This window comes from Ramlibacter sp. Leaf400 (genome assembly GCF_001424545.1).
Taxonomy (GTDB): Bacteria; Pseudomonadota; Gammaproteobacteria; order Burkholderiales; family Burkholderiaceae_C; genus Ramlibacter.
In genome coordinates this window covers 189620-203093 of the sequence record NZ_LMQL01000001.1, presented here as the reverse complement: position 1 = coordinate 203093, position 13474 = coordinate 189620, and the positions used below count along the sequence as shown (strand labels likewise).

The window sequence follows — 13474 nt, the reverse complement described above, 5'->3', positions numbered from 1 at the left end:
GCATTCCAAGGAGACAAGCAGTGAACCGCAACCTTTGCACTTTCTCGCGGCGCGCCGTGCTCGCGGCGGCCGTGGCGCTGGCCGCGCCTTTCGCGGGCGCCCAGGCCTTCCCCGACAAGCCGATCCGCCTGCTGGTGGGCTACAACGCGGGCGGCGGCGTCGACGCGATGGCGCGGCTGCTGTCCGCGCGCCTGCCGGCCGTGCTGGGCCAGCAGGTGGTGGTGGAGAACCGCTCGGGCGCCAGCGGCATGATCGCCGCCGAGCTGGTGGCCAACTCGCCCCCGGACGGCCACACGCTGCTGCTGGGCGAAAGCGGCATGCTGATCACGTCGGTGCTGCAGCCGCGCGCCAACGTCGACCCGCTCAAGTCCTTCGCGCCCGTGGCCGGCGCCTTCGTCACGCCACTGCTGGTGGTGGCCAACAACAACCTGCCGGCCAGCAACCCCAAGGAGCTGATCGCGCTGCTCAAGGCCAAGCCCGGCACCTACTCGTACGCCACGTCGGGCGTGGGTACGGTGCACCACCTGGGCTTCGAGATGCTCAAGTCGCGGTCGCAGGCCTTCATCGTCCACATCCCCTACCGCGGCGCCTCGCAGATCGTCCCGGACGTGATGAGCGGACAGGTGCCCATCGGCGTGGTGAGCGCGGCGGCCGGCCTGGCGCAGGCCAACGCCGGCAAGCTCAAGGCCATCGGCATGATGAGCACTGGCAAGCTGCCCGGCGCCGAGAACGTGCCGGCCCTCGCCGACGCCCTGCCCGGCTTCGACGTGGCCCCGCGGCTGATGGTGCTGGCCCCCGCGGGCACGCCGGCGCCCGTGATCGAGAAACTCGACGAGGCGATGCGCAAGGTGCTGGCCAGCCCCGAGATGGCGCAGGCCGCCACCAAGGCCGGCGGCATCCCCGCGTACCTGCCGCCCGCGCAACTGGGTCGCGCGCTGGCGCAGGAGACGGCCGAGTGGTCCAGGCTGGTCAAGTCGCAGAAGATCGCCAACGAATGAAAAGCGGCATCCCCACGGTCGGCCTGATCGTGCCGCCCGGCCACGGCAAGGTGCCGCAGGACGGGCCCATGCTGTACGGCGACCGGGTGCGTTTCATCGCGCGCGGGCTGGGCATAGCCGGCGTGTCGCCGGAAGGCTTCGCGCCCGTCATCGACACCGTGCTCGATCGTGCGCGCGAGCTGCGGCAGGCCGGCGCCGAGGTCATCTCGCTGATGGGGACGTCCATCAGCTTCTACCGCGGCCCGGAGTTCACCGAGTCGCTGCGCGCGAGCATGCAGGAAGCCACCGGCGTGCCCTGCACCACCATGAGCCACGCCATCGTGTCGGCGCTCAAGGAACTGGGCATCCGCCGCGTCGCGGTGGCCACCTCCTACATCGACGAGCTGAACGACAAGCTGGTGGCCTACCTCACGCATGCCGGCTTCACCGTCACCGCGATCCAGGGCATGGCCATCACCGGGGTCAGGGAAGTCGGCGAGGTCACGACCGAAGCGCTGGTGCGCCTGTCGCACGAGGTGGTGGCGCGCGACCGCAGCGCCGACGGCGTCTTCATCTCCTGCGGAGGCCTGCTCACGCTGGACGCGATCCGGCAGCTCGAGCGCGAACTCGGGCTGCCGGTGACCGCCAGTTCCCCGGCGGGTTTCTGGGACGTGGTGCGCCTGGCCGGCGTGCCGCCCGGGTCACCGGGGTTCGGCCGCCTGTTCCAGGACTTCAGCGGCAGCTGAAGTTCTCCGCGCGCTCGATGTCGCCCGAGCCGCTGTACCGCGCCACGGCCGGATAGGGGCACAGCGGCCGGGTGCGGTCCGCGGCCCAGCCGGCGGGCACCAGGGCATTGACGCCGCCGGGGTTGCCTGCACCGCGGGCCTGGGCGACGATGCGGTCGGGCGCGACGCCGAACTCGACCCAGTTGACCAGGGCCTCCAGCGCGTCGTACTGGTCGGTCGCGATGCCGCCGCTGCTGTGGTTCATGCCCGGCACGCGGTAGAACCTGGCGAAGTCCGCGGCCTTGCCGCCGTTTTCGGTGTTCAGCTCGTCGTACCAGCGCTTGGTGTCGTCGATGGAGAACACGCCGTCCGATGCGCCCTGCACGACGATCATCTTGGCGCCGCGGTCGCGCAGCCGTTCCAGCTTGGTCGGGTTGGGCGGCGTCATGAAGGACATCGAGCTCTCCGTGTACGTCGCGTTCGTGGCGAACAGCTTCGGGTAGTCGAGGTCGAAGTTGTAGTTGAACGCGAAGTCGCGGCTGGCGGTCGCGACGGTCGGGTCCGGCGTCACCTGGAAGATGATGCCCACGGCGACCGGGTCGCGCGCATTGCCGACGGAAGCCGTGAACTTCCAGCTGGCCCAGCCCGCCGTGGCCAGCCCGGGGTCGTAGGGCTGGGTGGCGTAGAGCTGCTGCCCGCGGCTGTTGACCGGGCCGTAGTACATCGCGTCGACCGCGCTCTTCTGCGCCGCGGTCAGGCAGGTGCCGTCGCGCGCACCGGAGCAGGTGGGCACGTGGGCGAAGAGGTCGAAGGCTGTGCGGCAGGCTTCGATGTCCTGCACCAGGCCGTCGGTGGCGCCATCCAGCGCATCGCAGCGGTCCAGGATCTTCTGCGCGACCATCTGCCGCTCCACCAGCGTGAAGGCGGTTTCCAGGTCGTTCAGGTCGGTCGCGACGCGGCGCCACTGCTGCGCGGAATACAGCTGCGCCGCGGCGGCCTTGGGCAGGTTGAAGCCCGGGGAGTTGGCCAGCACGCCGTCGTACTCGCCCGGCAGCCGCGCGGCGGCCACCATCGCATGCCGGCCGCCGTTGGACGTGCCGCCGACATAGGAGCGGTCCGGCCCCTTGCCGTAGGCCGCCTTGACCAGCGCCTTGGCCATCGGCGTGAGCTTCTCGACGGCGCCGTAGCCGTAGTCGACGCGCGCGATCGGGTCCATGCCGAAGAGCGGGTTCTGCGCGGCGCTGTGGCCGGCATCGGAGGAGATCACGGCGAAGCCGCGGTTCAGCGCGTTGTTCAGGGGGCCGCCGCTGCCCGCCGAGCCGACCGCGTTGCTGACCGCCCCGTCGGTGCCGCCGTTGCCCTGGTACATGAAGCGGCCGCTCCATTGCAGGGGCAGGCGCATCTGGAAACCGATCGCGTACGTCTGGCCGTCCACCGCGCTCACGCGCTCATTCATCTTGCCGACCACCACGCAGTGCGAGGCGATGGGGTTGCCGGCCACGGTCAGGGCCCCCGCCGCGGCGGTGGTGACCGAGGTGATGACCGTGCCCGGGTAGGCGAAGGCGCCCAGGTCGGCGCAGGTGCCCTGCAGTTGCGCGCCCACGGCGGGGGCCAGTTGCGGGAGGGCCTGGGCTTGCGGGACCTGCACCGCGGTCGTGGGCGCGTCGGCCACGGGAGCCGAGCCGCCCCCTCCCCCGCAGGCGGCAAGCGCCAATCCCAGCGCCAGGGTGACGGCACCGCCGGCACCGAGAGGCGAGCTACGAAGTCTCATGAAATCTCCGATCAAAGGGCTGAGTCCGTTCCGGCCTGGCGGGGGCGACCTGCCAGGCAAATCGATTCATCGCAGAAACTACTTTTCGAGCGGAAGGCAGCAACCTCACAGACAGCGCCGCGCCTTCGAACCCGCCAAACAAGTTATCTACGTGAACTAATATAGGCCTCGACAGCGCCCGGCTCGGCTGGTGGAAACCCTTGTCCGCCGTGCTGCTCACTTAGACTCGGGCCGCAATGACAGGGAACGCGGACGACCACGAACTGCCGGGGGGCCTGGACCACTCGCGCATGCAGACCCTGCTGGGCTACAACCTGGCGCAGGCCTCGATCCCGACGCTGAAGGTCTTCGAGCGGCACATCGGCAAGCCGCTGGGCGTCACCCAGGTCGAATACACCGTGCTGGTCCTCATCGATTCCAACCCGGACGTGACGGGCAAGCAGCTGTGCGCCAGCCTGAGCACGGCCGCGGCGCGGATGTCCCTGATCCTCGATCGCCTGGCCGAGCGCGACCTGGTGGCCAAGAAGCAGGGCGACGACGACAAGCGCGTGCAGCACCTGAGACTGACGAAGTCGGGCAAGGCCTTCGTCGACAAGGCGCAGGGGATCGCCGCCACCATGGAGAACGACCTGCTGCGGCCCCTCACCGGCGTGGAGAAGGCGGTGCTGATGGAGCTGCTGCGCAAGGTCGCCGCGCAGCGCAAGGCCTGACCGGCCGCGAACCTGCGCCCCGCAAGGAGCTGCCCGACATGAACCCTTCCTCCGCCGAATCCTGGCTGGTCCGCAGCGCGCCCGTGCTCGCGGCGCAAACCGCCGGCCGGCCGCTGGTGGCGCTGGAGTCGACCATCGTCGCGCACGGCATGCCCTACCCGGAGAACGTGCGGACCGCACGCGAGGTCGAGGCGCTGATCCGCGGCCTCGGGGCCGAACCCGCCACGATCGCGGTGATCGGCGGGCGCATCCGCATCGGCCTGTCCGACGACGAACTGGAACTCCTGGGCCGCTCCGGCCAGGCCCGCAAGGTCAGCCGGCGCGACCTGCCCGCCGCGCTGGCCGACGGCGCCCTGGGCGCCACCACGGTGGCCGGCACGATGATCTGCGCGGCGCTGGCCGGCATCGAGGTCTTCGTCACCGGCGGGATCGGCGGCGTGCACCGGGGCGCGCAGGAGAGCTTCGACATCTCCGCCGACCTGCAGGAGCTGGCGCGCACGTCGGTGGCGGTCGTGTGCGCCGGCGCCAAGTCCATCCTGGACATCGGGCTCACGCTGGAATACCTGGAGACGCACGGCGTGCCGGTGCTCGCCTGCGGGCAGGACAATTTCGCCGCGTTCTACACGCGCGACAGCGGCTTTCGCGCGGACTTCCGCATCGACGACCCCGCGCAGCAGGCGCGCTTCATCCGCACCAAGTGGGACCTGGGCCTGGCCGGCGGCGTGGTGGTGAGCGTGCCGGTGCCCGAGCCGGCCGCCATGCCGGCGCAGGAGATCGAAGCCATGACGCGGCAGGCGCTCGCCGAAGCCGGCGAGCAGGGGATCACCGGCAAGGCGGTGACGCCCTTCCTGCTGTCGCGCATCAAGTCGCTGACGGGCGGGCGCAGCCTGGCGACCAACATCGCGCTGGTGAAGCACAACGCCGAAGCCGGCGCCCGCCTGGCCCTGGCGCTGGCGGACACCGCGCGTGGCGCGGGCCCGGCCTAGTCGACGCCGAAGGCGTCCTGGAACGCCTGGCAGAAAGCCGGCGAGCCGCTGAGCACCAGCGTCACGGTGGTAAGCGCATCGCCCAGGCTCGGGCCCGGCGACAGGGACACTTCGCCGCGGCCCGCTTCGTAGGCGATCTGCAGGGGCGTGCCGGGCTCCGCCACGGCCTGCAGCTCGTAGTCCCACTCGCCGTCGTCGTCCAGCGCGCCGGCCGGCCCGAAGGTGCGGTGCGACCACCGCATGACGGCGGCGATCTCGTCGAGCAGCGCGGCCCGGCGCTCGGGCGCCACCGAGGCCATGGCATCGAAGCTGCCGCGGCCCGAGTCTTCATCGCTGAAGTCGAAGACGAGGTAGTGCAGCGGCATGGCGCGGCCTCGCGTGGCCCGCGAAGGCTCAGGGCGCGAACCGCGCCACCTCGGCCAGGGTGGGCATGGAGGCCTGGGCCCCGGGTCGGGTGACGGACAACGCGGCGGCGCGGATGCCGTGCGCTATGGCATCGGCCATCGGGAGCTGGGCGGCCAGCCGTGCGGCCAGCGCGCCGATGAAGGTGTCGCCGGCGGCGGTGGTGTCGATCGCCTGGACGCGGACCGCGTCGAAGTGCTGGGTGCCGGCCGCGCTGGTCCACACCACGCCGTCGGCGCCGAGCGTGACGATCACGTGGTTCGGTCCGCGTTGCAGCAGGCGGGCGCCGACCCCGGCGGCCGACGACGCATCGACGCTCGCCTGGCCATCGAGCATCCCGGCCTCGGTCTCGTTGAGCACCAGGATGTCGACCAGCGGCCAGAGCGCGGCGGGCAGCGCGTGCGCGGGAGCGGGGTTGAGCACGACGGTGGCGCCGCGCTCGCGGGCCACGGCGGCGGCGCGCTGCACGGCGTCCATCGGCACCTCCAGCTGCAGCAGCAGCAGGTCGCCGGGGCCCAGCCGCTCGACCAGCGCCTGCGCATCGGCCGGGCCCACCTGCGCGTTGGCGCCGGCGATGACGGCGATGCAGTTCTGCGCCCCGTCGTCCACCAGGATCATGGCCACGCCCGTGGGCGCCTCGGCCGTCGCGCGAACGTCCGTGACGTCCACGCCGTTGTCATGCAGGGCCGTGCCCAGCTCGGCACCGAAGGCATCGGCGCCGACCTGGCCCACCATGGCGACCTGCGCGCCCTGGCGGGCCGCGGCCACGGCCTGGTTGGCGCCCTTGCCGCCGGCATTGGAGAAGAAGCCGTGTCCCGCCAGCGTCTCGCCCGGCCCGGGCATGCGCGGCACCCGGGCCACCAGGTCCATGTTCAGGCTGCCGAACACGACGATCCGGCCGCCTGCGTGGACAGGTTTCACTTGAACCCGGAGTCCATCTGGTGGAGCTTGTCGACCCGGCGGCGGTAGTCCTCGTTGTCCTCGAACTCCGCTTCCAGGAAGGACTCGACCAGATCGTTGGCCAGCCAGGGGCCGACGATCTGGGCCCCGATGCACATGACGTTGACGTCGTCGTGCTCCACGCTCTGGTGGGCCGAGTGCACGTCGTGGCACACGGCGGCGCGGATGCCGCGCACCTTGTTGGCCGCGATGGACGCGCCCACGCCGGTGCCGCAGACCATGATGCCGCGCTGCGCCTCGCCGGACAGCACCTTGGCGGTGAGCGCCTGGGCGATGTCCGGGAAGTCCACGGGCTTGGGATCGTGGCTGCCCACGTCCACCACCTCGTGGCCCAGCTCCTTGATGTGGGCGATCACGCCCCCCTTGAGTGCCCAGCCTGCGTGGTCCGAGCCGATGACGATCTTCATGTGCTTCCCTTCGTCCCGAAGGATCAGTTGGTCATGGCGGCGGGCAGTGCCACGCCGTAGTACTTCTTGTAGATGTCGCTGAGCTTGCCGTTCTTCAGGTTGGCCGAGACCCACTCGTTGAGCTTGGCCTGCAGGCGCGGCTCGCCCTGCTTGGTGCCGATGGCCAGGTCGAAGTTGCGGATCACGAACTTCGGCTCCCAGGGCTTCTGCGGGTTCTTGGCGGTGATGGCGTTGACCAGCGCCACCGAGGTGGCGACCACGTCGGCCTGGCCGGTGGCGCCGGCGGTGACCATGGTGGCGTCGTCGTCGTAGCGCACGACCTTGTAGCCGCGCTCATTGGCCATGGCGCTCAGCTCGGTGTCCTGGGTGGTGCCGCGGGTGACGGTGACGTTCTTGCCCTTGAGGTCGGCCCAGTCCTTGATGGCGGCCGTCTTGGGCGCGCCCACCACCGACTGCAGCACGGCGTAGGGCTTGGAGAAGTCGATCACCTTGGCGCGCTCGGGCGTCACCGACAGCGTGGAGATGATGATGTCGGCCTTGCCGGTGTTGACGTTGGGGATGCGGGTGGCGCCGGTGGTGGGCACCCACTCGATCTCCAGGCCCCAGTCCTTGGCCAGCAGCTGCGCCGTCTCCACGTCGGAGCCGGTGGGCTTCATGCTGCTGTCCATCATGCCGGCCGGCGGGATCGCCATGTCGGTCGAGATGCGGATCTTCTTGGCCTTCATGATGTCGTCCAGCAGGTCGGCCTGCGCGGCCGCGGCGGCGAGGGTGAGGCAGGTCGCCACGAAGGCGGTACGGAACAGGGTCATGGTTGTCTCCTGGGTCTCTCTTGGGGTTGGAAAAAAACTAGAGGTCGCTCTGCACGAACTGGCGCAGCTCGGGAGTCCGGGGGGCGCTGAGGATGTCGGAGCTGCCCTGCTCCCACACGCGGCCGGCGTTCATGAACACCACCTGGTCGGCGATGCGGCGGGCGAAGGCCATCTCGTGCGTGACCATCACCATCGTCATGCCGCCGGCGGCCAGCTCCTCGATCACCTTGAGCACCTCGCCCGTGAGTTCCGGATCGAGCGCCGAGGTGACCTCGTCGAACAGCATCACCTTGGGCTGCATGGCCAGCGAGCGGGCGATCGCCACCCGCTGCTGCTGGCCGCCGGACAGCTGCTCGGGATAGGCCGAGGCCTTCTCGCCCAGGCCCACGCGGGCCAGCACGGCATGGGCCAGCTCGCGCGCCTGCGCCTTGTCCACGCCCTTGGCGGCGCGCGGCGCCAGCATGATGTTCTCCTCGATGGAGAGGTGCGGGAACAGGTTGTAGCTCTGGAACACGATGCCCACGTCCAGGCGCAGCGCCTTCAGGTCCACGTGCGGGTCGTCGACGCGGCGGCCGCAGACGGTGATCTCGCCGCTGTCCACGGTTTCCAGCCGGTCGATGCAGCGCAGCGCCGTGCTCTTGCCCGAGCCGCTGCGGCCGATGATGGCGGTGACCTGGCCGCGCTGCGCCTGCAGGTCGACGCCGGACAGCACCTTGTGGCTACCGAAGCTCTTGTGCACGTCGCGCAGCACCACGGCCGCCTCGCTGTTGGGGGTCGGATTCGTCATGTGATGGAAAGGGCTGCGGGCTGCGCGATCACCGCGTCGGCGGGGCGCTGCGCCGGGCTGACGCGGCGCTCCAGGCGCTGGCTCCAGCGCGAGAGCGGGAAGCACAGCGAGAAGTAGATCGCCGCGATGATCAGGTAGACCAGGAAGGGCTCGAACACCGAGTTGTTGAGGATCTGGCCGGCCCGCGCCAGTTCGACGAAGCCGACCACCGACGCCAGCGAGGTGTTCTTGACGATCTGCACCATGAAGCCCACGGTGGGCGGCGTCGCGATGCGGATGGCCTGCGGCAGCACCACCAGGCGCATGCGCTGCGTCCGCGTGAGCGCCAGGCACTCGGCCGCCTCCCACTGCGCGCGCGGCACCGACTGGATGCTGCCGCGCCAGATCTCGCCCAGGTAGGCCGAGACGTAGAGGGTGAGCGACAGGCCGGCCGCGGCCAGCGGCGACATCTTCACGCCCAGCGCCGGCAGGCCGAAGAACGTCATGAACAGGATCACCAGCAGCGGCGTGCCCTGGATCAGCTGCACGTAGCCGGCGGTGGCGATGCGCACCAGCTTCACGGGCGAGATGCGCAGCAGCGCCACCACCAGCCCGAGCAGGCCGCCGCCCACGAAGGCGATCAGCGACAGGCCCAGCGTCCAGCCTGCACCCTGCAGCAGGTACAGCAGGTGGTTGGCGTTGAGGGCGGTGCTCACAATGCGGTCCCCAGCCGGCGCCGGCGCGGGAAGAGCGCCAGCCCCAGCCCCCAGAAGCCCGCGCGCATCAGCAGCGAGAGCAGCACGTAGGCCAGGCCCACGATGGCGTAGGTCTCGAAGGGGCGGTAGGTGTCCGACTGCACGAAGTTGGCCACCGCCGTCAGCTCCTCGGCGGAGATCTGCGAGCACACGGACGAGGCCAGCATCAGCAGCACGAACTGGCTGGTGAGCGCGGGGTACACCCGCTCCATGGCCGGCAGCAGCACCACGTGCCAGTACACCTGGCGGCGGCTGAGGGCCAGGCATTCGGCCGCCTCGATCTGGCCCTTGTGGATGGAGTCGAAGCCGGCCCGCATGATCTCGGTGGCGTACGCGCCCACGTTGATGGTGAGCGCCGCGAGGGCGACGGAGAAGGCGGGCAGCTTGAGGCCCAGGCTGGCCAGGCCGAAGTACACCAGGAAGATCTGCACCAGCAGCGGCGTGTTGCGGATCACCTCGACGTAGAACGTGCTGGCGCGCCGCGCCCAGCCCAGGTTGCTGCGCCGGCCGATCGCGCACAGCGTGCCGATGGCGAAGCCGATCAGCGTCGCGCCCACGGCGAGCTTCAGGGTCATGGCGGCGCCGTCGAGGAACATCGGCCAGCGCGCCGCGACCGCGGCGAAGTCCAGAGTCATCCGCGCTCCTGCCCGCTCATCCGGTCGTAGACCCGGAACAGCGCCTGGTTGCCGTTGCTGCCCTCCCCGTGCGCGCGCGCATCCAGGTACTGCGTGGTCACCAGTGCGGTGGCCGGCAGCGGCACGTTGCTGGCCTGGGCCTGCTGCTGCACCAGGCGCAGGTCCTTGAGCATCAGGTCGATGCGAAAGCCGGCCGAGGCGTCGCCGTCGATCATCTGCGGGCCCAGCTTGTCCAGCATCCAGGACGCCGCCGAGCCGCCCAGCAGCACCTTGCGCAGCTGGTGCAGGTCGACGCCGTTGGCGCGGCCCAGGGCCAGCGCCTCGCAGATGGCCTGGATGTTGATGCCGCAGATCAGCTGGTTGCACAGCTTGACGGTCTGGCCGGCGCCGCTCTCGCCCACGTGCGTGATGGTGGTGCCCATGCCGGCGAAGAAGGGCCGGGCCTTCTCGAACGCCGCGGCGTCGCCGCCGGCCATGATGGAAAGCGCGGCGTTCTTGGCGCCCACCGGTCCGCCGGACACCGGCGCATCGATGAAGGCCACGCCGGCCTTGGCGCAGTCGGCATGCATGCGGCGAACGGCGTCCGGCGCGATGGTGCTCATGTCCACGATGAGCCGGCCTTCCGGCGGGTTGGCCAGGAGGCCGGCCTCGCCATAGACCACGGCTTCCACGTCGGGCGTGTCGGGCAGCATGGTGATCACCACGTCGGCCCCGCGCGCCGCATCCGCGATGCTGGTGGCCGCGCGGATGCCGCCGCCGGCGAGCGCCTGCGCCGCCTCGGGCCGCACGTCGTGCACGGCCACGCGGAAGCCCGCCTTGGCCAGGTTGAGCGCCATCTCGCGCCCCATGGTGCCGATGCCGATGAAGCCGACGGTGCCGGCGCTTTTCTTTTCCGAAGTCATGGGGTTGCTTCCCGGAGGGTCTGGGCGGCGGCCTGGGCGGCCAGCGTCGCCTTGCTGGGCGCGAGCGCCATCTGGCGCCGCAGTTCGTCGCCGATGCGGAAGTGCTGCCGCAGGGCCTGGTCGGCCGCATCCTCGTCGCCGCCGATCACGGCCTCGAGCAGCCGGCGGTGGTCCTCGACCACCGTGCGCTTCATCGCTTCGTCATGGTGGTGCTCCACCAGCGCGCGGCGGTCGCGGTGGGACCGCGTGAGCAGCCCGGCCATGGCGCCGTAGAGCTGGACCATGGTGTCCGAGCGGCTGGCCCGCACCAGGGCCATGTGGAATTCGAAGTCGGCCAGGCCCCCGCCGTCGGCATCGTTCACGGTGGCCTCGATCGCGTCGAGCGCCCCGCGCATGCGTTCGATGTCGGCGGTGGTGGCGCGCTGGCAGGCCAGGCGGATGGCCTGGCACTCCAGCGCGATGCGGGCCTGCATCACGTCGTCGATGGCGTCGGGCACCTGCGCCAGGGAGAAGGCGAAGACGTCGCCCAGCACCGAGACGTCGGGCTGGCGCACCACGGTGCCCACCCGCTCACGGATCTCCACCACGCCCATCATCGACAGCGCCCGCAATGCCTCCCGCACGATGGGGCGGCTCACGCCCATCTGCAGGGCCAGCTCGCGCTCGGGCAGCAGCCGGTCGCCGCTGCGGATGCGGCCTTCCAGCAGCTGCTCGCGCAGGAAGTCGAACACCTTCGCGAAGCCCGTGCCCTGGCTCTCCGGGTCGGAACGGGTGATGCTGGGCGTTTGCCCTGTCCTTGTCATGCCGTGGTTTTACCAGCGGCTTACCAGAAGCGAGGAGGGGAGTTTCCCGGGGGGTGCGCCGCTGAGGTGCCGGACCGGTGGCCGTCAGCGGCCGAGCCGCAGCAACCTGCCGCTGTCGGTCAGCAGGTACAGCGCGCCGTCCGGGCCCGCCTCCACGTCCCGGATGCGCTCGCCCAGCGGCGCAAGGAGCCGCTGCTGGGCGGTGACGGTGTCGCCGCTGACCGTGAGGCGCCACAGGGCCTGGCCGGCCAGGGCGCCGACGAAAAGGCTGCCGCGCCATTCCGGGATGGCGGTGCCGTCGTAGAAGGCGATGCCGGACGGCGCGATGGAGGACTTGGCGCCGCCGGTCCAGGCGCTGCCGTCGATCCTTTCCCAGAACCAGACCGGGTCTTCCATGCCGGCCAGCGAGTTGGGGCCGACCGGCGTGAGGGTCTCGTACTCCTGGCTGCGGCTCGCCACCGGCCAGCCGAAGTTGAGGCCCGGTCGCAGCCGGTTGATCTCGTCGCCGCCCTGCGCGCCGTGTTCGCTGATCCACAGCTCGCCGGTGGCCGGGTTCAGGGCCGCGCCCTGAACGTTGCGGTGGCCGAACGTCCAGATCTCCGGCTGGGCCCCCGCGCCGAGCGCCGGGTTGCCCGGCGCGGCCGCGCCGTCCGTGGTGATGCGGAACACCTTGCCGTGGCCGCGCGTCAGGTCCTGGGCGAAGACGCGCTCGCTGTCGGCCAGGCGCTCGCCGGTGGTGACGAACAGCTGGCCGCTGCGGTCGAAGGCGAGGCGCGAGCCGAAGTGCCCGGCCGACGCCACCTTGGGCAGTTGGCGGAAGATGACCACCGCCTGGCTGAGCGCGCGCGCATCGGGGTCGAGCACGGCCCGCCCGACCGCGGTGCCGTTGAGCGAGGGGTTGGCGGCGTCGGCTTCGGCGAAGGAAAAGAAGATTCGGCGGTTGGTCGCGAAGGCGGGATCGAGCACCACGTCCAGCAGCCCGCCCTGGCCGAAGTTGAGGACGGGCGGCACGCCGCTCACCTCGCCCAGGCGGCCGCCGGCGGCATCGAACAGCTGCATGCGCCCGGACTTCTCGGTCACCAGCAGCCGGCCGTCGGGCAGGAAGGCCATGCCCCAGGGGCCGGCGAGGCCGCTGGCGCGCTCCCGCAGGGTCACGCCCGCCGGCGCGCCGCCCAGGGGATCGGCGCCGAGGGCGCTGGGCGCTGCACCACCACCCCCGCCTCCCCCGCCGCCGCAGGCGGCCAGCATGAACACGAGGGCCGCGCCGACGAGGGCCGCCAGCGGTCGGGGGACGGGTGCAGCAGCAGCCATGGAGGACTCCTTGGCTCGGGAAGAAGACGGAGGAAAGTGCCATCTTCGGACGGTCCTCCCCTCCGTGAAAAGAGGTAGTCCGAAGGAGCCAGCCACCCCCGTTACCAAACCCAACCATTCGGTACGGGGCTGTTCCAGGCGATGGGGCGCCGTCCTACATACATGCCAGCGGCCACCGATAACCTGTGCCGCAGGTGTCGCCCGGGTGGACGGCCGGCGGTGGGTACGCAAGCCCAGCCCCCGGCCCCCTGACAACCACCCTTTCGACGGGCGGCGCCACAGAACGAAAAAGGCAGTAGAGCCAAGGAGGCCTTGCATGACCCCCGCCGACTACCGGATCGAGAGCAGCCACCCCATCCAGCACCCGTGGTTGCCCGTGAGAGAAGCCCAGCAGCATTTCGTCAGCGACCGCGCCCTGGCGGTCACCATGGCCGCCAAGAGCACGACCCTTCCAAGCGGCAAGGAGATCCGCGTGGTGCACGTGCCCACCGGCGAGGTCGTGTTCCGCAAACCCGCGGCCCCGCGGACCGAGTGGTCCGACGAGGTCTGACCGGG

General features: G+C 70.9%; 16 protein-coding genes. 5 read left to right on the top strand and 11 right to left on the bottom strand.

All coding sequences use genetic code 11. From position 1 onward, the window contains the following. The first annotated feature begins 20 nt into the window (after positions 1–20). Together ASG30_RS00935 and ASG30_RS00930 are read left to right on the top strand one after the other, a co-directional pair. Positions 21–998, top strand: a complete 978-nt coding sequence (locus ASG30_RS00935; protein ID WP_055891221.1) for a Bug family tripartite tricarboxylate transporter substrate binding protein — start codon at positions 21–23, stop codon at positions 996–998. Further along, on the top strand, positions 995–1723 hold the full coding sequence (locus ASG30_RS00930; protein WP_055891218.1) for an aspartate/glutamate racemase family protein: 729 nt from the start codon (positions 995–997) through the stop codon (positions 1721–1723). Before ASG30_RS00935 ends, ASG30_RS00930 begins: the two co-directional genes overlap by 4 nt. Here ASG30_RS00930 and ASG30_RS00925 read toward each other — a convergent pair. Further along, positions 1710–3473 carry a tannase/feruloyl esterase family alpha/beta hydrolase gene (locus ASG30_RS00925; protein ID WP_082521799.1) on the bottom strand — a complete coding sequence of 588 codons (1764 nt, stop codon included), beginning with the start codon at positions 3471–3473 and terminating at the stop codon, positions 1710–1712. The two genes, ASG30_RS00930 and ASG30_RS00925, sit on opposite strands and share 14 nt — an antisense overlap. A gap of 236 nt (positions 3474–3709) precedes the next feature. On the opposite strand from ASG30_RS00925, the gene ASG30_RS00920 reads away from it, so the two are divergent. Next, the gene (locus ASG30_RS00920; protein ID WP_082521798.1) at positions 3710–4183 is read left to right on the top strand and encodes a MarR family winged helix-turn-helix transcriptional regulator; all 474 of its coding nucleotides are present in this window, start codon (positions 3710–3712) and stop codon (positions 4181–4183) included. A gap of 38 nt (positions 4184–4221) precedes the next feature. After that, on the top strand, positions 4222–5169 hold the full coding sequence (locus ASG30_RS00915; RefSeq protein ID WP_055891212.1) for a pseudouridine-5'-phosphate glycosidase: 948 nt from the start codon (positions 4222–4224) through the stop codon (positions 5167–5169). Here the strand turns inward: ASG30_RS00915 and ASG30_RS00910 are convergent. The 10 genes from ASG30_RS00910 to ASG30_RS00865 all read right to left on the bottom strand — a co-directional run bounded on the left by ASG30_RS00910 (position 5166) and on the right by ASG30_RS00865 (position 12919). Next, positions 5166–5534 carry a hypothetical protein gene (locus ASG30_RS00910; RefSeq protein ID WP_055891204.1) on the bottom strand — a complete coding sequence of 123 codons (369 nt, stop codon included), beginning with the start codon at positions 5532–5534 and terminating at the stop codon, positions 5166–5168. The genes ASG30_RS00915 and ASG30_RS00910 overlap by 4 nt on opposite strands. 28 nt (positions 5535–5562) lie before the next feature. Continuing rightward, positions 5563–6492 (bottom strand): ribokinase, encoded by a 930-nt coding sequence (rbsK, locus tag ASG30_RS00905; protein WP_268793556.1) that lies wholly within the window; start codon positions 6490–6492, stop codon positions 5563–5565. Next, a complete protein-coding gene (gene rpiB / locus ASG30_RS00900) occupies positions 6489–6938 on the bottom strand; it encodes a ribose 5-phosphate isomerase B (protein WP_055891201.1) in 450 nt (149 codons plus the stop codon). The genes rbsK and rpiB overlap by 4 nt, the downstream gene beginning before the upstream one ends. 23 nt (positions 6939–6961) lie before the next feature. After that, positions 6962–7747, bottom strand: a complete 786-nt coding sequence (locus ASG30_RS00895) for a transporter substrate-binding domain-containing protein (RefSeq protein WP_055891199.1) — start codon at positions 7745–7747, stop codon at positions 6962–6964. Between the two features lie 37 nt (positions 7748–7784). Further along, complete coding sequence (locus ASG30_RS00890) at positions 7785–8534, bottom strand: amino acid ABC transporter ATP-binding protein (protein WP_055891197.1); 750 nt, start codon at positions 8532–8534, stop codon at positions 7785–7787. Then, the gene (locus tag ASG30_RS00885; protein WP_055891194.1) at positions 8531–9229 is read right to left on the bottom strand and encodes an amino acid ABC transporter permease; all 699 of its coding nucleotides are present in this window, start codon (positions 9227–9229) and stop codon (positions 8531–8533) included. Before ASG30_RS00885 ends, ASG30_RS00890 begins: the two co-directional genes overlap by 4 nt. Further along, positions 9226–9903 carry an amino acid ABC transporter permease gene (locus ASG30_RS22900; protein WP_055891193.1) on the bottom strand — a complete coding sequence of 226 codons (678 nt, stop codon included), beginning with the start codon at positions 9901–9903 and terminating at the stop codon, positions 9226–9228. The genes ASG30_RS00885 and ASG30_RS22900 overlap by 4 nt, the downstream gene beginning before the upstream one ends. Continuing rightward, entirely contained in the window at positions 9900–10805 is a 906-nt protein-coding gene (locus ASG30_RS00875; RefSeq protein ID WP_055891190.1) for an NAD(P)-dependent oxidoreductase, read from the bottom strand. Before ASG30_RS00875 ends, ASG30_RS22900 begins: the two co-directional genes overlap by 4 nt. Beyond that, positions 10802–11608, bottom strand: coding sequence for a FadR/GntR family transcriptional regulator (locus ASG30_RS00870; RefSeq protein ID WP_055891188.1), 807 nt, complete (start codon positions 11606–11608; stop codon positions 10802–10804). Before ASG30_RS00870 ends, ASG30_RS00875 begins: the two co-directional genes overlap by 4 nt. Before the next feature lie 84 nt (positions 11609–11692). Next, positions 11693–12919 carry a PQQ-dependent sugar dehydrogenase gene (locus tag ASG30_RS00865; RefSeq protein ID WP_082521797.1) on the bottom strand — a complete coding sequence of 409 codons (1227 nt, stop codon included), beginning with the start codon at positions 12917–12919 and terminating at the stop codon, positions 11693–11695. Between the two features lie 316 nt (positions 12920–13235). Between ASG30_RS00865 and ASG30_RS00860 the strand changes: the two genes are divergently transcribed. Further along, a complete protein-coding gene (locus tag ASG30_RS00860; RefSeq protein WP_055891186.1) occupies positions 13236–13469 on the top strand; it encodes a hypothetical protein in 234 nt (77 codons plus the stop codon). Positions 13470–13474 lie beyond the last annotated feature (5 nt).

Excerpts from the sequence above, each read along its gene's own strand:
- ASG30_RS00930 (WP_055891218.1), top strand. The coding sequence starts at position 995 with ATGAAAAGCGGCATCCCCACGGTCGGCCTGATCGTGCCGCCCGGCCAC.
- ASG30_RS00925 (WP_082521799.1), bottom strand. The coding sequence starts at position 3,473 with ATGAGACTTCGTAGCTCGCCTCTCGGTGCCGGCGGTGCCGTCACCCTG.
- ASG30_RS00920 (WP_082521798.1), top strand. The coding sequence starts at position 3,710 with ATGACAGGGAACGCGGACGACCACGAACTGCCGGGGGGCCTGGACCAC.
- ASG30_RS00915 (WP_055891212.1), top strand. The coding sequence starts at position 4,222 with ATGAACCCTTCCTCCGCCGAATCCTGGCTGGTCCGCAGCGCGCCCGTG.
- ASG30_RS00910 (WP_055891204.1), bottom strand. The coding sequence starts at position 5,534 with ATGCCGCTGCACTACCTCGTCTTCGACTTCAGCGATGAAGACTCGGGC.
- rpiB (WP_055891201.1), bottom strand. The coding sequence starts at position 6,938 with ATGAAGATCGTCATCGGCTCGGACCACGCAGGCTGGGCACTCAAGGGG.
- ASG30_RS00895 (WP_055891199.1), bottom strand. The coding sequence starts at position 7,747 with ATGACCCTGTTCCGTACCGCCTTCGTGGCGACCTGCCTCACCCTCGCC.
- ASG30_RS00890 (WP_055891197.1), bottom strand. The coding sequence starts at position 8,534 with ATGACGAATCCGACCCCCAACAGCGAGGCGGCCGTGGTGCTGCGCGAC.
- ASG30_RS22900 (WP_055891193.1), bottom strand. The coding sequence starts at position 9,903 with ATGACTCTGGACTTCGCCGCGGTCGCGGCGCGCTGGCCGATGTTCCTC.
- ASG30_RS00875 (WP_055891190.1), bottom strand. The coding sequence starts at position 10,805 with ATGACTTCGGAAAAGAAAAGCGCCGGCACCGTCGGCTTCATCGGCATC.
- ASG30_RS00870 (WP_055891188.1), bottom strand. The coding sequence starts at position 11,608 with ATGACAAGGACAGGGCAAACGCCCAGCATCACCCGTTCCGACCCGGAG.
- ASG30_RS00865 (WP_082521797.1), bottom strand. The coding sequence starts at position 12,919 with ATGGCTGCTGCTGCACCCGTCCCCCGACCGCTGGCGGCCCTCGTCGGC.
- ASG30_RS00860 (WP_055891186.1), top strand. The coding sequence starts at position 13,236 with ATGACCCCCGCCGACTACCGGATCGAGAGCAGCCACCCCATCCAGCAC.